We start from the raw sequence: 17616 nt of genomic DNA on the forward strand, positions 1-17616 counted from the left end.
TTTTTATGGGTTCGTTGCAGGACTCAATCCCGCACCAGCGCGCGGCCGTTGATGACCAGGCGCCGCGGCCTCGGCAGCGCCTCGCCCGGCGGCACGTAGGCATTGAGTTGCCACACACGCCCGTCGCGGTCGCGCAAGGTGAGCGTGAAGTTCTCGTACGTATAAGTGCCGCTGTCACCAGCCAGCGCGCGGCGCGCCTCGGCGTCGCTCCAGCGCGCGAGCATCGCGTCGCCGTCCGGCGCCACGAGGTTCGTGGCCGAGCCGATCATGCGCAGGAAGTCGCCGCGGTCTTCGTAGCTGCCGTCGGCGCGCAGCACCAGGCGCGGCGCGACGGCATCGCGGTAATCGGCGCGGGCATACATACCGTCGAGGCGCTTGCCGCTGCTCGGGGCGATCCTCGCCCAGGGGCGACCGCGATCCGAAATGAGCGTGTTGTCGTTCTCGACGGTGTAGCTCGTGGTGTAGGCGCCGCGGCGCACGATGATTTTGTTGCCATTCCGCTGCCAAGTGCCCCACAGGTCCTTCTGCTGCCGGCGCTCCCAGTTTGGGTCGGACGCCAGCCCGCGTACTGGCAGGCGCCGACGGTAGGTGCCGTCCGGATAAAACACATCCACTTCCGCGTAGTCGCTGATTTGCGTCTGCACCGCGGGTGCGGTGCCGGTGTTCGAGGTCTCGTAGCGCCCGGTGGATTGGTTGAAGACCTGCTGCGGGCCGCTGCCGACGCCGGCACTCGCGGAAAGACCGCGTTCGATGCCGACGTAAACACCCGAGATTCCCTTGCCGAAGGCCGTGTCCGGTTTGTGTGTCTTGAGAGCCGCGGCCTTGACCGGCGATCCAGACGGCGCCGTGGCGATTGCGGGCGGATGGCTGATGTCCTGCGCGCTCGCGATGGCGGTCCCGACCGCGTTCTTGTAGCGGTTAAACGTGTCGTCCAAATCGGCGAGCGCCCAGAAGCGCACGCGCAGATCGCCGCTATGGGCGACCGCGGTCTGTGCCGTGTAGTTCTTGCCTTCGAGCGTGGCGACGCCTACCCCCATGCGGAATACCCAGCCGTTGTCGAAGCGCTGCTCGACCGGCTCGCCCACCGCCCGCCACGGCCCGAGGTCTCGCAGCGCCTGTGCGTAGGCAACGGCGAGCGATTCGTGAGATTTTGTCGCCGGTTCAACGAGCAGAAGCAGTTGCGCGCCCAGTGGAAGGTCGTCGGGTGAGACGGCGACAACGTCGTTTTCGACCGTGCGCGACCAGGCGGCGGGGACGTCGAGCCAGGGGGTAAGTTCATGTACGTCGGGCTGCTGCGCTGCCGTGGAAGCGGCGATCATGCAGCCAAGCAAAATCCCGCTGGCAGGCGCGTGTTTCATGGCAGTCGTTCAACTTGGAGGTACAGCGTGTAGTCCCCACCGAACGTTCCGTCCGCAGCTGGATCATCTCTGTATCTGATAGCAACAATTCCGGGGGGGAGGCTGCTCGTGTTGCGTGCCGCGAGTTCTCTCTCGATTGCCTCGCGTGTAAGCACGATCACGCGTTCGAAATAGGTATAGCTTCCCAAGGTAAAAATCGATTCCAGGGCGCTCCTGACCTGCGAGAATCCAATGGGTCGGTCCCCCGACAATTCGCTGTTCGTGATGTTGATCCACGTCGCGCCAGTGGCGTGGGCAGCCGCATCCAGCGTAAGCACGTTCACTCGATCGGCCGTAAACTGCTGTATGACCGAATCGCGCTTGATTGCGCCATAGGTATTTGCAAAGCCATCGTTGTTGAAGTCCCCCAACCAATGGCTGAACCGCTCGCCGGCCTGTTCGCCGTCCCACTCCCAAATCGCGGGATAGATGAGCAGGGCGCTCTTGCCGGCTTCTAGGTATCCGTCCCAAACGAAGAGCGGCAGATCAATCGATGAAGGCTCTCTCGATCGGGTCACCGGGTTGGCACCCGGATAGAGGTCACCGCGCCGCAATCCTCCGGATTCGCCCGCTCTACCGGCCATTACCCGGCTCTGAGCAGGAAAGCCGTTCTTGTCACCGAAAACCGGGCTCTTTACCAAAGCGTGGCCGCTGCGCGTCAGGTTAGTTCGGTCATACTCCTCGACCCTTAGGGCAAAGTAGACCTCGTCGCCTTTCCCGTCTCGCTGCAGTGGATCATCCATGGTCTCTTGGTCCACACGAAAGCCATTGATGGTGATCCGATAGCGCGCCCGGCCGGAGACATCGGCGGCGACGGTGGCGGAAACACGCGATGGATTCAAATCGTTGTAAACACCCGGCGGATAGACCGCGATCACGCTCCATTCGTGAGTGGCGGCGGCGAGATTGGAAACGGCGACGGCGGTGTTGGTGGTCTGCGTGCGCTGCAGATTACTGCCCTGCACCAGGTAATGGCTGGCGCCGGGGCTGGCTTCCCATTCCAGCCGTATCGCGCCGGGTCCGATGGCAGAGGTCTTCAAGCCCTTGGGATTTTCCGCCGCTGCCGTGGTTACGTTCTTCGGATCGCTGCTGCCGCGCTTGCCATCCGGATAATTCACGGTGACCCACACACTGTGCTCCACACCGGGGACGAGACCCGATAATGGCGCGCTCAGGTCATTGGACATGCTCGCTGGCTGCTTCACTTCCGGCCCGGTGACGGAATGATTGAGGCCTTTGGCTGCGGCGTGGAGCGTGTAACCGCCCGCTCCGGCAAGCGGTTTCCATTTGAGTGTCAGCGTGGTGGCGGTCACATCGGTTACCGCCAGTAGCGTCGGTCCGGGGACGATGTTGCGCGTCGAAACCTCACGGTCCGCGGCGGCGGGGCGGTTCAGTTCGCGTGGCGCGCCGCCAATCCCCGATTGAGTTGACGCGGTCTCACCGCCCGCCACCTGTACGCCCTGCGTCCCGCCAGTGACCAGCCGCGGCTCGCCGCTTCCCGCGGGCTGGGCCGTACCGGCTGTGGATGTCGTTGGTTTCACGGCGACCTCCGCCCCCACCGCCTTGCGCAAATCTTTGCGCGCAATGCCAGTGTCTACCGTATACCGGCCGGCATAGATAACCGTCTTCTCGTCCGGCATAAACAAGAGGATATGCAGGGGGCCGCTCGAGAAATTTCCGACCCCCCCGGATTTGGCCGGATCGAGCGGAATCTGGATAGCGATCTCATCGGGACCGTGACGCCCACGGATCGTAACGCTGGCCGACAGGGTCGGCGCCTTGGTGGTGTCGTTATTCGGATACCACAACGCCCGCACGCTGTCCGCGCTGGCGAACCGCGACCCCTTGAGGCGCGCAAATATGCCCCAGGGTCCGCTTGCGGGAGTGACGGTACCCGCCGGTACGGCTGCCGGTTTCTCTATCACCGCCCGGGCGCGGGCGGGCGGGGAATTGTCGGGAGTGAGCGCCGCACCCCCTTTGGATTGCGGCACCGTGGCCATCTGGTAGCACTGATACCTGGCGTCGTAGAGCGTCTTGTTGCCCTGCTTGTACGTATTGACGAGCTGACGCTCGCCGCGGGTGCAATTCTTCGGGCAAGGATTCACATTGACTTCGGGATCCTCCACGCGCGTTGTCCAGAAGGTGCCGCAGTTCGGTCCGCGTTTGCTGGCGGTCACATCCGCGCCCGGCGCCGGTGCGCCGGGGGTCGGTGCGCCCCGCGCCATCGGCCCTTCCTTGCGTCGTGGCGGAAGGCCAACGCCTTGGCCACCGGGTCCCGCACTTGGTCTTTTAGACGGCGCGCCGGGTTTCTCCGCGCCCTGCACGGTACGACGCTCGATATCCAGGTCTTCAAATTCGTCTTCGTCGCCGGAACTGACCGACCCACCACCTGCTTTCCTGCCGACGTACAACTCATCCTCGGTCTGCGGCGTCTCTTCGCCGGGTTGCACCTCGCGCGGCGGGAGGCCGGATGGCAGCGGCGTGGCTCCGGTACGCGGGGTGGTATTCGTCGAGAGCGGCTGCGGACTGGTGCTTCCTCCCGGCGGCGCGATATGTGGCAGGGGCGCGCCGGGGTTGACCGTGTCGTCGTGCGACATGCCGGTCTCGCCGGCGTATGTGGCCGTTGGCGCGGCCAGCAAGAGAACACTGACAACGGCATGCGCAACGATCCTGTTCATACGCTCCTCCCCTCGTTATTTCACCGGCGGGCGCCGGCGTTTCATGACGCGCGCGGCGTCAGAGCCCGAGTTCCTCTTCGAGCGATTTCTGGTCCTTCTTGAACTGGCCCTGGCGCTTGGTCTCGGCCTTCTCCTTTTCCGCCTCGTGGGACTCCTCCAGTTTCGAGGCCTTGTCGCCGAGTCCGGCAAGATTGTAATAATCTGCCGCGATTTGCTTTTCGCCCTTCTTCAGGTGGGCGTCTCCCAGGCGGCGCGCCTTGTCCTTGACCTTCTGGGCCCGCTTCTCCCTGAAGTCGTCAATCGGGAACGAGTAATAAGAGATCGCGAGCTCAAGCGATTTCCGGGAGTCGTCCGCCAGCAGGGTGTCGCCGCGCTTCACCGCCCGATCGTTCGCGCGATTCTCCTGTCCGAAGAGACCAAGCCAGTCTCTCGCCTTGTTTAGCTCGGCGAGCGTATTGCCCTTCGCTGCCACGGATGTTTTGCGCGCGTTAAAAATTTTGTCCTCGTCGGCCAGGAATTTCTCGCCATTTTTCGTCGCGATGGCGCGAAGCTTGTCGAGATGGCCGGGGATCGCATTGACGCGCGCATCGCGGTCGGCATCCATCGCCTCGGCGGTACTCCTGCTCAGGTATTTCTGCGTGTTGCGGAAGTAGTTGACGCCGGTGCGCACGGTCTCGAAATCGCCGGGCTTCGCCGTGGCGATTTTCATCTGCACCCGGTCCGCGGCGATTCCATGGTAGTACTCGCTGAAGTACTTGTAGGCCTCGGTGAAGAGTCCCTTGCTCTCGGCCTGCTCGCCCAGCTTGAGGCTCGTTTTCCTGAGAACCGCCAATTTAGCTGCCTCCATGCGCCCAATCTCCTGCTTGTTATTGCTGGCGCAGTCGGGGACGAGGTTCTTGGCGGCATCGAAGGCCGCTTTTGTCCTCCCGGCCTTGTCGTGCGCAAGCATGTCCTCGTAAGTCTTCTTCGCCGCAATTTTCAATTTCACATGTTTCGGGTCGTGACAGTCCACCCCGAATTCGGCGAATACCGGCCTCACCAGCGTGGCGGACGCGAGCGCTATCGCCACGATAAAAGCATTTTTCATCATCGCATTCATGATCGTTCCCCACCTACTTCAGAAGATCAACAGCGTCTTTCCAGCCGAAGCCACTCTTCTTGCCCTTCTCTTTCGGTTGTTTGTTGTCATCCTTGTCGTCATCGCCCATCATCATCTTGCCGATACCACCCATGCCCATATCCATTTTGGTGTAATCGGAAGGGATCTCGAACAGCGAAGAATCCTGCTTGCCAACCTTGAGGTTCTTGAGCTCGCTCTTGATGCGCTCCTTGCTCTTCTTGTCCACGGCAATGGCGTCCATCTTCACCACGATTCCTTCCTTCGTCCGCCACCCGAACCCGCCCAGCTTGTCCCCCTTGGGACCGGTCATGATCATCTTGCTCTTGGTGGTTTTCACGCCATTGACCGTCTCCGGCCCGACCGTGGTCGTTTCCATCTTGTAGCTGCTCAGATCATCCTTGCGGCCCCCCTTGGACATCTTCATCTCCATGTACGTTTTGTCTTCGGGTTGCAGCATCCACATGACCTTCTTGTCGTGGCGCATGATCGTGATCATCTTCTCGCCCTGCTGCACGGATTCGCGCCGTTCCTTGCCGGGCGCGGAGTAGACCTTCCCCTCCATCGTCCCTTCGGCCGTCTCCATGTAGGAGTCGGCCGAGTACTCAACCTTGGGTCCTTCCGCCGCGGCGGCGACACTGCCCGCCATGAACAGGCCGGCCACAAACATCAATGTTTTTGTGCGCATAGCTCCTCCTTAGGTGATTGGTTTGCCTTGAAAAGCAGCAGACGCGGGAAATCATCATCCAATTTGAAGGAAATTGCCAGCGACAGATATTCCAGGGGAGATGGGGAAGGGAAAAAAGAAAGGCCCCGTTGCCGGGGCCTTTCGATTTACCGCGTATGCCGGAACGGCAATTACATATCCATCCCGCCCATGCCACCCATTCCGCCCATCCCGCCCATGCCACCACCGCCATGAGATTCTTCCTTCGGCGATTCGGCGACCATGGCTTCGGTCGTGATCATGAGGGCGGCGACGGAGGCCGCGTTTTGCAGCGCGGTACGCGTCACCTTGGTCGGGTCGAGGATACCCATCTTCAGCATATCGCCGTACTCGTCGGTCGCGGCGTTATAACCGTAGTTGGTCTCCTTGCTCTCGGCGACCTTGTGGTACACCACCGAACCTTCGATACCGCCGTTTTCCACGATCTGGCGCAACGGTTCCTGCATCGCGCGGATCGCGATCTGGATACCGACGTCCTGGTCATGGTTGTCACCCTTGAGCCCCTTGATTGCCGTGACGGCACGCACCAGAGCCACACCACCGCCCGGGACAATACCTTCTTCCACCGCGGCACGGGTCGCGTGCAGCGCGTCTTCCACGCGCGCCTTCTTCTCTTTCATTTCCATTTCGGTCGCGGCGCCGACTTTGATCACGGCCACACCGCCGGCCAACTTGGCCATGCGTTCCTGCAGCTTTTCCTTGTCGTAATCGGAGCTGGCCTCTTCGATCTGGGCCTTGATCTGCTTGATGCGCCCTTCGATGTCCACCTTTTTGCCGGCGCCATCGATGATCGTGGTGTTTTCCTTGTCCACCACCACGCGCTTGGCGGAACCGAGCAGGCTAACGTCAGCTTTCTCGAGACTCATGCCGAGCTCCTCGGAGATCACCGTGCCCGCCGTCAGGATAGCGACATCCTGCAGCATGGCCTTGCGGCGATCGCCAAAGCCCGGGGCCTTCACGGCGCAGACCTTGAGGATGCCGCGAATGTTGTTGACCACCAGGGTCGCGAGCGCTTCGCCCTCGACGTCCTCGGAAACGATCAGCAACGGACGGCCCTGTTTGGCCACGCCTTCCAGGATCGGCAGCATTTCGCGGATGTTGGAGATTTTCTTGTCGTAAATCAGGATTGACGGATTCTCGAGCTCGGCGCTCATCGTCTCCTGCTTGTTGATGAAGTACGGCGACAGATAACCGCGGTCGAATTGCATGCCTTCCACGGTATCCAGTTCGTTATCGAGACCGGAACCTTCCTCAACCGTGATCACGCCTTCCTTGCCGACTTTGGCCATGGCATCGGCGATGATCTTGCCGATGGATTCATCGGCATTGGCGGAGATGGTGCCCACCTGGGCGATTTCCTTGGGGTCGGAACAGGGCTTGGAGATTTTCTTCAGCGCCGCGACCGCCGCGGTGACGGCCTTGTCGATACCGCGCTTCAGGTCCATCGGGTTCATGCCCGCGGCCACCGACTTCAGGCCCTCGCGCAGCATCGCCTGTGCCAGCACGGTAGCAGTGGTGGTGCCGTCGCCGGCCACGTCGGAAGTCTTGGAAGCGACTTCCTTCACCATCTGCGCGCCCATGTTTTCGTATCTGTCTTTAAGCTCGATTTCCTTGGCGACGCTGACGCCGTCCTTGGTCACCGTCGGGGCGCCGAAGGATTTTTCCAGCACCACGTTGCGGCCCTTGGGACCGAGGGTAATTTTCACCGCGTCGGCCAGGATGTTTACGCCGCGCAGCATGCGCGTGCGGGCGGGATCGCCGAATATAACGTCTTTAGCAGCCATAGTTTCCTCTCTTCAAAATTCGTTTGGGTTGATTACTTCTCGACCACGCCCATGATGTCTTCTTCACGCATCACGAGCAGTTCTTCGTTGCCGATCTTGACCTCGGTGCCGGAATACTTGCCGAAGAGGATCTTGTCTCCGACCTTGACGTCCAGCGGACGCAGCTTGCCGTCCTCAAGAATCTTGCCATGACCCACGGCGACAACTTCGCCCTGGATCGGTTTTTCTTTGGCGCTGTCGGGGATGACGATACCGCCGGGCGACTTACGCTCTTCTTCGAGACGTCGCACGATCACGCGGTCGTGCAGCGGACGGATTTTCACGGATGGTTCTCCTTTGCTAGCGGCTTGTACACTCATGTTGTGCTCCTTTAGTGATCTTTCCAGTACGGCTTGGGATACATAAAAACCCTTAAAATCCGGGTGCCGGGGATATTAGCACTCGGCTCAAGAGAGTGCTAATGATAATCGGCGAGGTTTTCTTGTCAACCGGGGGGAAGAAATCAGTCTTCCCGGCGGGATTTCCCCTCCAAGGGGGTGCTTCCGGGCTTGTCCGTCCCGGGTGTCCCGTGAGAATGGTGGGTAACGCTGCCCACCAGACGGGCACGGCCCAGGTAAAACCGGATGATCCCGCGTCGCAGGGGAGGGATCAGCAGGACAAAGGCGGCCAAGTCAGTCACAAATCCCGGGATCAGCAGCAGCACTCCGGCCGCCAGCAAGGCCAGTCCTTCCAGCATGCCCAGGGCGGGTGACTCGCCCTGGGCAATCATGGCTTGGACCCGGGTGGCGGCGGCGAAGCCTTGTGTACGAACCAGCCAGATGCCGAATACGGCGCTGGCGAGCACCAGCAGCAGGGTCGCGCCTACGCCGATCAGCGAACCGACCTGAACAAATACCGCGATCTCGGCCACCGGTATCGCCAGCAACAACAGAAAAAGCATCAGGCCGTATCCTTCACTGTCAAAACCGCAGCATAACCCGGTTAGCTGCCACCTCGCATCCGGGGCGCATTCAACGCGCTTTCGCTACAATGAATAAATCGGAATCCCGCGCCGTCATGAAGGCGGGCAATGGAACGCCAACCTGATGAAACGGCACAAATACCAACTGGTCCTCACAACCTGTCCCGATACCGAGGCGGCGGAACGCGTTGCCCAGGCTCTGGTGACGGAACGACTCGCCGCTTGCGTCAACATACTACCCATCGCCAAATCGATTTACTTGTGGAAAGGCAAAGTGGAATCGGCGACCGAGCAATTACTAATCATCAAATCCATGGCGCGCGCGTTTCGCTCCATCCAGAAACGCATTCTGGAGCTGCACCCCTATGAACTTCCCGAGGTGATCGCGGTCCCTATTGCCGACGGCCTCCCTGACTATCTCGCCTGGATTCGCAACCCGGATAAAACATAATGATGAAATCCCTCCTTGCCTTGCTGTTCCTGCTGTTGTCTCCAGCGCATGCTGCCGCGCCCGACGAGGAACTGCTCGAGGGCGACCAGGCCTTCCGCCTGACCACGCGCACACTCAACGCCACCACGCTCGAAGCCAGCTGGAAAATTGCCCCCGGCTACTACATGTACCGGGACAAATTCAAGTTCGAAACACTGGACGGCACCCAGCTGAAGAACCCGGTTTTCCCGCGCGGCAAGAAAAAACAGGATCCGTTGTTCGGCGAAGTCGAAACTTACACCAAGGCTGTCAAGATTCGCCTGCCGTTCACACGCGCCGAGGGCACCAACACGGCACGCCTGCGCATCACCTCGCAGGGATGCAATGAACCGGTGGGTGTGTGCTACCCGCCCATCATCAAGGAAGTCGATTTCAAACTACCGCCGGGCAAGACGAAGCCCGTCTCCTCCACCACACCGGCCACAGTAATAACCGACAAAATTTCATCGCTCAAAGATCTCACTCGCCGTCTGGCGCCCATAGGCGGCGAACAGGAACCGGTGGATCCGGAGCAGGCCTTCCAGGTCAGCGTCATGGCACACGACAACGCGACACTGCTGGCGCGCATCGACATCGACGAATGCTGTTATCTCTACCGTGACAAAACCAAATTCGAATTGGTGACGGCCGATGGTGCACCGATTTCCGATGTGCGTCTTGGCAACATCACCCTGCCGCCGGGCAAAACCAAAAATGACGAGTTCATCGGCAAGACCGAAGTTTACGAAAAAGACTTTGAGGTCACCCTTCCGGTTACAGGTCTCGGCGCCGTTGACCGGAACATGCAACTCAAGCTGACCTACCAGGGCTGCTCCGAAAAAGGTGTTGCCATCTGTTACCCGCCGACAACCAAAACCTACGATGTGCAATTTCGTGGCGGCGTGTTGAGCGTGGCAGGCACCTCGATCCTGTCGCATTCAATACCCGGCAACGCGGACTCACGCGACATGAGCAAATTCGTTATCGCTGTGCTGGCGGCCTTTGGCGCGGGTCTGCTGCTCACCTTCACTCCCTGTGTGCTGCCCATGGTGCCGATCCTGTCGGGCATCATCGTGGGCACCGAAGGTACACAGATCACCAAGCTACGCGGCGGGCTGCTCTCGTATACCTACGTGCTCGGCACCGCGCTCACCTACGCCGTCGCCGGCGGCGTCGCCGGCGCCACCGGGGATCAGCTACAGGCTTACTTCCAGACCCCCTCGGCCATCGGTATCTTCGCCGGCCTCCTGGTGCTGCTCTCGCTGTCCATGTTCGGATTCTATCAACTGCAAGTGCCCTCCTCGATCCAGTCACTGCTGCACCATCACTCAGCGCGCATGCATGGCCACGTCAAACAATGGTTCGGCGGCGAACTGATCGGGGCGTTCATCCTCGGCCTGATCTCGGCGCTCATCATCGGCGCCTGCGTGTCACCAATACTGGTCTCGGTGCTCGGCGCGGCGATCGCCGCAAAAGATCCGTTGCTCGGTGCCAGCATCATGTTCTCGCTGGCACACGGACAGGGCGCGATCCTGGTGGCGCTCGGCATTGGCGCCGGATTCCTGCTGCCCAAGCTGGGCAAGTGGATGGATAGCGTGAAGCATTTCTTCGGCGCGCTGTTGATCGCGGTCGCCATCTACCTGCTGGGTTACCTGCCGCAGGTACCGGTGCTGTTCCTGTGGGCGGCCTTCTTCATCGTCTCCGGCGTCTATCTCGGTGCCACCCAGAGCCTGCCCGAGCACGCGAGCGGCTGGCGTTACCTCTGGAAAGGCTCAGGCACCTTCCTGCTGATCTGGGGCATACTGGCGTTCCTTGGCGGTTTCGCCGGGAATCGCGACGTCCTCAATCCACTGCCGCTATCCTCGTTTTCCTCCGGCGTGATGCCGGGTGCTTCGGCCCCCGCGGAGGAGCATTTGTTCGTCCGGGTCAGCAATCTGAGCGACCTCGAAAGCCGGCTGGCAGCCGCCAAAACTGCGGGCAAGCCGGTGATCGTGGATTACTACGCCGACTGGTGCACCGACTGCCTGCGCATGGAAAAGGCCACCTTTGCCGACCCGCGCGTGCGTGCGGAATTGCGCCAGCGTTTTGTGATGCTGCAGATTGATGTGACCGACCCGAACCACCCGGACGGAAAGGCGATCAAGCAACGCTTTGGTGTTTACGGACCGCCGGCCATGCTATTCTTTTCCGCCAATGGACAAGAGCGCCGGGAACTCCGCACTTATGGCTTCCGCAACGTGGATGAATTTTTTGCCCTGTTGCGCCAAGTCTGACCGCGGGCATTCTGCCTGACGGATGTCACCCACTTTTAAAAATTTCCTGCTGCTGATTCTGGCGGTACTGGCGTTGGTGGGCGGCTATTGGGCGGCCCAATCCTTGCGCTCGGAAAAGGAGGTCACCACCACGCTATCCTACGGTGGCGGCGAGATGATTAATTTCACCCTGCCCGAACTCGATGGAAGAAAACACTCCCTCGATGAATGGCGCGGCAAGGTCATTGTGCTGAACTTCTGGGCCACCTGGTGCCCGCCGTGCCGTGAGGAAATTCCCTTGCTGGTCGAACTTCAGAAAAAGCATGGGGCGGACGGTCTGCAGATACTTGGAGTGGCTATCGACAACAAGACGGCAGTGATGCTGTACAGCCGGTCCGCCGGCATTAATTACCCTGTCCTGATGGGCGCCGATGATACCCTCGATCTGGTCGCCCGCTACGGGAACAGCTCCGGCGCCCTGCCGTTTACTGTTATCATCGACCGCAGCGGCTCGATCGCCGTGCGTAAACTGGGTCCGTTCAACAAGAACGAACTCGAAAGCCTGATAGAGCCGTTGATTGGCGCGGTCAAGACAGAAAAACTCCAAACTTCCTAGATATTATCCGCAATCTTAGGGCTAATTTGGCCTAACTTCGTCTATCGTGTATTATTACCCCCATGGCTGGACAAAAAGCATTTTCACATGCACAATGTGAAAATGATGGAGATAACGACAAATAACAGCAGTAACACGGAAATTAAATGCAATTTGGCACAGTTCCTCCCGCCAAATTCCGGAATTCCTTTAATGACTCTAATAGAACATGGCTGAAATCCTGGTACTGAACGGCCCCAATCTCAATCTGCTGGGATCAAGGGAACCGGAACATTACGGCACCACCACGCTGGAGACCATCAATCAACGACTGGCCAAGCTGGGCGAGCACGCCGGACATCGCCTGAGTTTTTACCAGAGCAACGCGGAGCATGAGCTGGTCGAGCGGGTGCAGCAGGCGATGAAAGACAAGGTGGCGTTTGTGCTGCTAAACCCGGCGGCGTTCACCCATACCAGCGTGGCACTGCGCGACGCGCTGGCGGCAGCACATATCCCGTTTATCGAGGTGCATCTGTCCAACGTGCACGCACGCGAGCAGTTCCGCAAACACTCGTATTTTTCCGATCTCGCCGTCGGCGTGATCAGCGGCCTCGGTGCCCAAGGCTACGAACTGGCGCTGTCCGCCGCCATTGAACGATTAAAAAAATAGGGAAGACGCATGGATATACGTAAAGTCAAAAAGCTCATCGAGATGCTGGAGGAATCGAGCCTCGCCGAGATCGAAATTCGCGAAGGCGAGGAGGCTATCCGCATTAGCCGGAGTCCCACGGGTAGCCCGGTCGTGCACATGACGCCGGCACACGTGGCGCCCGCGCATCCCGCTCCCGCATTGGCTCCGGCAGCTGCCATTGCCCCTGCGGCCCCGGCAGGTCACGCCGTCGCCTCGCCCATGGTCGGCACCTTCTACCGCTCTTCCACACCCGGCGCCCCGTCCTTTGTCGATATCGGCAGCCAGGTCAATGTCGGTGACACCCTGTGCATCATCGAGGCCATGAAGATGATGAACGAGATCGAGTCCGACAAGGCCGGTGTCGTCAAGGCCATCCTCAAGGAAAACGGCCAGCCGGTGGAATACGGCGAGGCCCTGTTCATCATCGAGTAAGCCATGATCGAGAAAGTGGTTATCGCCAACCGCGGCGAGATCGCGCTGCGTATACAGCGCGCCTGCCGCGCCCTCGGCATTCGCACCGTGGCCCTGTACTCCACGGCCGACCGTGAGGCCAAGTACGTCAAGCTCGCGGACGAGTCGGTGTGTATCGGGCCGCCGCGTGCGGCCGACAGTTACCTGAATATCCCGGCCGTCATCAGCGCCGCCGAAGTCACCGACGCCCAGGCGATCCATCCCGGCTACGGCTTTCTCTCGGAGAACGCCGATTTCGCCGAACGCGTGGAACAGAGCGGCTTCATCTTCATCGGCCCGCGCGCCGAAACCATCCGCCTGATGGGCGACAAAATCTCCGCCATCCGGGCCATGAAAAAGGCCGGCGTGCCCTGCGTACCCGGTTCCGATGGGCCGGTCACTGGCAGCGACAAGGAAATTCACCGGATGGCCGCGGACATTGGCTACCCGGTGCTGATCAAGGCCTCCGCCGGTGGTGGTGGCAAGGGCATGCGCGTGGTGCATACCGAGGCCGCGCTACTCAATGCCTTGACGCTCACCAAATCCGAAGCCAAGGCCGCCTTCAGCAACGACACGGTCTACATGGAGAAGTACCTCGATAACCCGCGCCACATCGAATTCCAGGTGCTGGCCGACACCCACGGCCACGCGATCCACCTGGGCGAACGCGACTGCTCGATGCAGCGCCGTCACCAGAAAGTGGTGGAAGAAAGCCCGGCGCCGGGCCTCCCCGAAAAACTGCGGCACAAAATGGGCGAGCGCTGTGCCGAGGCCTGTCGCAAGATCCACTACCGCGGTGCCGGCACCTTCGAGTTCCTGTACCAGAATGGCGAGTTCTATTTCATCGAAATGAACACGCGCGTCCAGGTTGAACACCCGGTCACGGAAATGGTTACGGGCGTGGACATCGTGCGCGAGCAGTTGCGCATCGCGGCCGGCGAGAAACTGGCCTACCGTCAGAAAGATATAATCTGGCGCGGGCACGCCATCGAATGCCGCATCAATGCCGAAGACCCGAAGAATTTCATCCCCTCACCGGGGCGCATCACCGGCTGGCACGCGCCAGGCGGGCCCGGCATTCGCGTGGACTCACACGCGTACACCAATTACTTCGTGCCACCGTTCTATGACTCCATGATTGGCAAGCTCATCGCCTTCGGTGACACGCGCGAGATAGCGCTGGCGCGGATGCGCATCGCCCTGTCCGAGATGGTCGTGGAAGGCATCAAGACCAACATTCACTTGCACCAGGACATCATGAACGACGCCGCCTTCATCCGTGGCGGCGTGAATATCCACTACCTGCAAAAAAAGCTAGGTCTCTGAACCCAGATCGGGCAAGGTTGTATGAGTTTCTATGACACCGTTCCATGCCTTGGCTGAAACTGAAGCTGAACGTCGCTAAAACTCACGCCCAACCACTCGTGGAAGCGCTGGAGGAATGGGGCGCGATTTCGGTGACACTCGAGGATGCTGCCGATCAGCCGATCTTCGAAACCCATTGGGACAAGAATCCGCTGTGGTCGCAGGTCAAGGTCACCGGACTGTTCCCGGAATATACCAACACTGAAGACACTCTCGCGCGTGTGCGCGAGCTGATGGGCGTCGCGGAAACGCCGCCACACGAAATCGACCTGCTCGGCGACGAGGACTGGGCGCACTCTTGGATGGCGCATTACAAGCCGCTGCAGGTTGGACATAATCTGTGGGTGGTGCCGAGCTGGTGCGAAGCGCCCGAACCCTCAGCGATCAATATCATCCTCGATCCGGGGCTGGCCTTCGGCACCGGCGATCACCCCACTACTTCGCTATGCCTCGAATGGCTTTCGGAACAAACGCTGGCGGGCAAAACTTTGCTCGACTACGGCTGTGGCTCGGGAATTCTTTCCATTGCCGCGCTCAAACTTGGCGCACATGAAACTTATGCCGTGGACATCGACGCGCAGGCGCTCGAAGTTACGCGCCGCAACGCTACACACAACGGGATTCACCATGGAATGCAAGTCATGCTCCCGTCCGAGCTGCCACAAAATTTCCAGGCCGATATCGTGATTGCCAATATTCTTTTCGGCACGCTGATCGAACTGGCGCCGGAGATCAAAGCGCGCGTGCGGCCGGGCGGGTGGCTGGTGCTGTCGGGCCTGCTTGGGGACGATCAGGCCACGGAAGTGCGGCCGCATTACGAACCGCCGTTTGATTTCACGCGCCGTGAAAAACAAAAATGGTTCTTGCTGGCCGGGCGCAAACAGGCTGAAGTCGGCTAAGCTCATAAAATGTACACCCAGTGCCCCGCCTGCCTCACGACCTTCAAGGTCACGCCTGCGCAGCTTGAAGTGCATGGCGGCATGGTGCGCTGCGGCATCTGCTCCGCGGTCTTTCATGCCGAGCAACGGCTGTTGCAAGAAAAGCCCAATTCCAATCAGGCAGAAGCCGTACTGTCTCAAGAACCCGAGGCGACAAAAAAAGATAAAAGCAGACGTTCTGGAAAAAGCAGGCGCCGCTCCGGGAGACGGCGCATCGACAAGCTCCGGACCATCGACGAAAAATTAGCCCAAGAGGCGGGCATTCCCATCGTCACCAAACAACCGCTGTTCGCCAAACCACGGCTGCGCTCCAGCTTCCTGCTCTGGGGATTCGGAAGCCTCACCTTGCTAATGCTGCTCGCGGGTCAGTTCGTGTATTTCTACCGCAATGAACTGGCCACCATCCCGACCTGGCGGCCCTATTTGGTGGATATCTGTCTTTATACGGGGTGTAAATTGCAACCGTTGCGGGACGTGGGGCGCATCGAGTTGCTTCAAACCAGCATCGCGCCGCATCCACAATATGAGAACGCCCTGCGCATACGCGCCACGCTGGTCAATCGCGCTGCGTTCCGCCAGGACTACCCGTGGATGGAAGTAAGTCTCACCAGCAACGCCGGGAATGTCATCGCGCGCCGGACTTTTTCGCCTATTCAATATTCAGAGACACCTTTGGAGGGCGTGTTGACGCCAAACGTGGTCGCCACCGCACTATTGGATGTCATTAATCCCGAGGGAAAAGCCGTCGGCTACGAAATCCGCTTGGTCACACACTGAAACAGGGCGCTCCACACCAATATGTATATTCATTTCACCGTTCATCGCGTGCCCTCTTCCCTGCGCTTGGAGTTTTTGGTTAAGATTGCCGCCCTTTCGCGACGTAACCAGGTAGAGAAAACCGATCATGAGAATCGGACCGTACAAACTGAAAAATAATCTGTTCCTCGCGCCCATGGCCGGAGTCACCGACAGGCCCTTCCGCAGCCTGTGCCGCCGGCTTGGCGCCGGCATGGCCGCCTCGGAAATGGTGTCGTCGAATTCCCTGCTGTGGGGCAGCAAAAAGACCCTGCGCCGTGCCGATCACACCGGCGAGGAAGACCCGCGCGCCGTGCAAATCGTTGGCAGCGATCCCGCGATGATGGCACAGGCCGCGCGTTACAACGTGGATAACGGCGCGCAAATCATCGACATCAATATGGGCTGCCCGGCGAAGAAAATTTGCAATGTGTACGCCGGCTCGGCGCTGATGCAGAACGAAAAACTCGTCGCTGATATTCTCGATGCCGTCGTGAAAAGCGTCGATGTTCCGGTAACACTCAAGATCCGCACCGGTTGGGACAGCGCTAACAGGAATGGCGCGGCCATCGCGCGCGTCGCCGAAGATAACGGTATCCAGGCGCTTGCCATACACGGGCGCACGCGCGCCGACGCCTTCCAGGGCGAGGCCGAATACGACACCATCGCCGCCATCAAGTCGGTGGTGCGAATACCAATTATTGCCAACGGCGACATCAGCACACCCGAAAAAGCCGCCTTCGTGCTTGCCCGCACGGGCGCCGACGGCCTCATGATCGGTCGTGCCGCCCAGGGCAATCCCTGGATCTTCCGGGAAATCGAACATTATTTGATGACGGGCGAGAGACTCGCGCCGCCGCCGGTCACCGAGGTGCGCGACACGCTGCTGGATCATCTCGAAACCCTGTACGCGTTCTACGGCGAATACAGCGGTGTGCGTATGGCGCGCAAGCACATCTCCTGGTACAGCAAGGGTCTGCGCGATGGCGCCGCCTTTCGCCACCGCGTCAACCAGGTAGAGACGCGCGAAGCGCAGCTCGCGATGGTGCGGGAGTTCTTTGACCGCCATGCGGAATCGATGGAGCTCGCGGCATGACCAAAGACCGCAAGGCACCGCTGGCCCCCTGCGTAAAGCAATCGCTTGAACGCTACTTTAACGACCTCAACGGTGAGAAAACCTCGGGCATCTACGACATGGTCATCGCCGAGGTAGAACGGCCGCTGCTCGAAATCGTCATGCGCCACGTCAAAAGCAACCAGAGCAAGGCAGCCGCCATGCTCGGCATCAACCGCAATACCCTGCGTAAAAAACTCAAGCGGCACAAGCTCGACTGAATCCCGCGATTGCGGACACGGGCGGCGGAACTTAAAATACGCCCTTTCCAACTTCTGTCTTC

At 60.1% G+C, this 17616-nt stretch carries 17 protein-coding genes; 10 read left to right on the forward strand and 7 right to left on the reverse strand.

The features are described from left to right. Nucleotides 1-23 precede the first annotated feature (23 nt). The 7 genes from NUV55_RS11395 to NUV55_RS11425 form a co-directional block, all read right to left on the reverse strand. Complete coding sequence (locus tag NUV55_RS11395) at nucleotides 24-1358, reverse strand: hypothetical protein (protein ID WP_296673098.1); 1335 nt, start codon at nucleotides 1356-1358, stop codon at nucleotides 24-26. After that, complete coding sequence (locus tag NUV55_RS11400; RefSeq protein ID WP_296673099.1) at nucleotides 1355-4075, reverse strand: hypothetical protein; 2721 nt, start codon at nucleotides 4073-4075, stop codon at nucleotides 1355-1357. Before NUV55_RS11400 ends, NUV55_RS11395 begins: the two co-directional genes overlap by 4 nt. Nucleotides 4076-4133: 58 nt before the next feature. After that, on the reverse strand, nucleotides 4134-5174 hold the full coding sequence (locus NUV55_RS11405) for a hypothetical protein (protein ID WP_296673101.1): 1041 nt from the start codon (nucleotides 5172-5174) through the stop codon (nucleotides 4134-4136). A 13-nt stretch (nucleotides 5175-5187) separates the two neighbouring features. Continuing rightward, a complete protein-coding gene (locus tag NUV55_RS11410) occupies nucleotides 5188-5880 on the reverse strand; it encodes a DUF4412 domain-containing protein (RefSeq protein ID WP_296673102.1) in 693 nt (230 codons plus the stop codon). Between the two features lie 170 nt (nucleotides 5881-6050). Then, a complete protein-coding gene (gene groL / locus NUV55_RS11415; RefSeq protein ID WP_296673104.1) occupies nucleotides 6051-7703 on the reverse strand; it encodes a chaperonin GroEL in 1653 nt (550 codons plus the stop codon). 32 nt (nucleotides 7704-7735) lie between these two features. Further along, nucleotides 7736-8026 carry a co-chaperone GroES gene (gene groES, locus NUV55_RS11420; RefSeq protein ID WP_296673106.1) on the reverse strand — a complete coding sequence of 97 codons (291 nt, stop codon included), beginning with the start codon at nucleotides 8024-8026 and terminating at the stop codon, nucleotides 7736-7738. A gap of 179 nt (nucleotides 8027-8205) precedes the next feature. Further along, nucleotides 8206-8643: an FxsA family protein gene (locus tag NUV55_RS11425; protein ID WP_296673108.1), complete on the reverse strand. Its 438-nt coding sequence runs from the start codon at nucleotides 8641-8643 to the stop codon at nucleotides 8206-8208. 145 nt (nucleotides 8644-8788) lie between these two features. On the opposite strand from NUV55_RS11425, the gene cutA reads away from it, so the two are divergent. The 10 genes from cutA to fis all read left to right on the forward strand — a co-directional run bounded on the left by cutA (nucleotide 8789) and on the right by fis (nucleotide 17554). Further along, entirely contained in the window at nucleotides 8789-9115 is a 327-nt protein-coding gene (gene cutA, locus NUV55_RS11430; protein ID WP_296673110.1) for a divalent-cation tolerance protein CutA, read from the forward strand. Further along, a complete protein-coding gene (dsbD, locus tag NUV55_RS11435; protein ID WP_296673112.1) occupies nucleotides 9115-11406 on the forward strand; it encodes a protein-disulfide reductase DsbD in 2292 nt (763 codons plus the stop codon). Before cutA ends, dsbD begins: the two co-directional genes overlap by 1 nt. Before the next feature lie 22 nt (nucleotides 11407-11428). Then, nucleotides 11429-12001, forward strand: coding sequence for a TlpA disulfide reductase family protein (locus tag NUV55_RS11440; protein WP_296673113.1), 573 nt, complete (start codon nucleotides 11429-11431; stop codon nucleotides 11999-12001). A gap of 208 nt (nucleotides 12002-12209) precedes the next feature. Beyond that, entirely contained in the window at nucleotides 12210-12650 is a 441-nt protein-coding gene (aroQ, locus tag NUV55_RS11445; RefSeq protein ID WP_296673115.1) for a type II 3-dehydroquinate dehydratase, read from the forward strand. A 9-nt stretch (nucleotides 12651-12659) separates the two neighbouring features. Further along, nucleotides 12660-13103 (forward strand): acetyl-CoA carboxylase biotin carboxyl carrier protein, encoded by a 444-nt coding sequence (gene accB, locus NUV55_RS11450; RefSeq protein ID WP_296673116.1) that lies wholly within the window; start codon nucleotides 12660-12662, stop codon nucleotides 13101-13103. A 3-nt stretch (nucleotides 13104-13106) separates the two neighbouring features. After that, nucleotides 13107-14447 carry an acetyl-CoA carboxylase biotin carboxylase subunit gene (accC, locus tag NUV55_RS11455; RefSeq protein ID WP_296673118.1) on the forward strand — a complete coding sequence of 447 codons (1341 nt, stop codon included), beginning with the start codon at nucleotides 13107-13109 and terminating at the stop codon, nucleotides 14445-14447. 44 nt (nucleotides 14448-14491) lie between these two features. After that, complete coding sequence (gene prmA / locus NUV55_RS11460) at nucleotides 14492-15385, forward strand: 50S ribosomal protein L11 methyltransferase (RefSeq protein ID WP_296673119.1); 894 nt, start codon at nucleotides 14492-14494, stop codon at nucleotides 15383-15385. Between the two features lie 9 nt (nucleotides 15386-15394). Further along, nucleotides 15395-16201, forward strand: a complete 807-nt coding sequence (locus NUV55_RS11465) for a zinc-ribbon and DUF3426 domain-containing protein (RefSeq protein ID WP_296673121.1) — start codon at nucleotides 15395-15397, stop codon at nucleotides 16199-16201. A gap of 127 nt (nucleotides 16202-16328) precedes the next feature. Further along, nucleotides 16329-17315: a tRNA dihydrouridine synthase DusB gene (gene dusB, locus NUV55_RS11470; protein ID WP_296673122.1), complete on the forward strand. Its 987-nt coding sequence runs from the start codon at nucleotides 16329-16331 to the stop codon at nucleotides 17313-17315. Then, entirely contained in the window at nucleotides 17312-17554 is a 243-nt protein-coding gene (fis, locus tag NUV55_RS11475; RefSeq protein ID WP_296673124.1) for a DNA-binding transcriptional regulator Fis, read from the forward strand. Before dusB ends, fis begins: the two co-directional genes overlap by 4 nt. Nucleotides 17555-17616 lie beyond the last annotated feature (62 nt).

It is taken from the genome of Sulfuricaulis sp. (assembly GCF_024653915.1).
Classification (GTDB): Bacteria; Pseudomonadota; Gammaproteobacteria; order Acidiferrobacterales; family Sulfurifustaceae; genus Sulfuricaulis.

What these genes read in the sequence shown, in the direction of transcription:
- NUV55_RS11395 (WP_296673098.1), bottom strand. Translation starts at nt 1,358, where the DNA reads ATGAAACACGCGCCTGCCAGCGGGATTTTGCTTGGCTGCATGATCGCC.
- NUV55_RS11400 (WP_296673099.1), bottom strand. Translation starts at nt 4,075, where the DNA reads ATGAACAGGATCGTTGCGCATGCCGTTGTCAGTGTTCTCTTGCTGGCC.
- NUV55_RS11405 (WP_296673101.1), bottom strand. Translation starts at nt 5,174, where the DNA reads ATGAATGCGATGATGAAAAATGCTTTTATCGTGGCGATAGCGCTCGCG.
- NUV55_RS11410 (WP_296673102.1), bottom strand. Translation starts at nt 5,880, where the DNA reads ATGCGCACAAAAACATTGATGTTTGTGGCCGGCCTGTTCATGGCGGGC.
- groL (WP_296673104.1), bottom strand. Translation starts at nt 7,703, where the DNA reads ATGGCTGCTAAAGACGTTATATTCGGCGATCCCGCCCGCACGCGCATG.
- NUV55_RS11425 (WP_296673108.1), bottom strand. Translation starts at nt 8,643, where the DNA reads ATGCTTTTTCTGTTGTTGCTGGCGATACCGGTGGCCGAGATCGCGGTA.
- cutA (WP_296673110.1), top strand. Translation starts at nt 8,789, where the DNA reads ATGAAACGGCACAAATACCAACTGGTCCTCACAACCTGTCCCGATACC.
- dsbD (WP_296673112.1), top strand. Translation starts at nt 9,115, where the DNA reads ATGATGAAATCCCTCCTTGCCTTGCTGTTCCTGCTGTTGTCTCCAGCG.
- NUV55_RS11440 (WP_296673113.1), top strand. Translation starts at nt 11,429, where the DNA reads ATGTCACCCACTTTTAAAAATTTCCTGCTGCTGATTCTGGCGGTACTG.
- aroQ (WP_296673115.1), top strand. Translation starts at nt 12,210, where the DNA reads ATGGCTGAAATCCTGGTACTGAACGGCCCCAATCTCAATCTGCTGGGA.
- accB (WP_296673116.1), top strand. Translation starts at nt 12,660, where the DNA reads ATGGATATACGTAAAGTCAAAAAGCTCATCGAGATGCTGGAGGAATCG.
- accC (WP_296673118.1), top strand. Translation starts at nt 13,107, where the DNA reads ATGATCGAGAAAGTGGTTATCGCCAACCGCGGCGAGATCGCGCTGCGT.
- prmA (WP_296673119.1), top strand. Translation starts at nt 14,492, where the DNA reads ATGCCTTGGCTGAAACTGAAGCTGAACGTCGCTAAAACTCACGCCCAA.
- NUV55_RS11465 (WP_296673121.1), top strand. Translation starts at nt 15,395, where the DNA reads ATGTACACCCAGTGCCCCGCCTGCCTCACGACCTTCAAGGTCACGCCT.
- dusB (WP_296673122.1), top strand. Translation starts at nt 16,329, where the DNA reads ATGAGAATCGGACCGTACAAACTGAAAAATAATCTGTTCCTCGCGCCC.
- fis (WP_296673124.1), top strand. Translation starts at nt 17,312, where the DNA reads ATGACCAAAGACCGCAAGGCACCGCTGGCCCCCTGCGTAAAGCAATCG.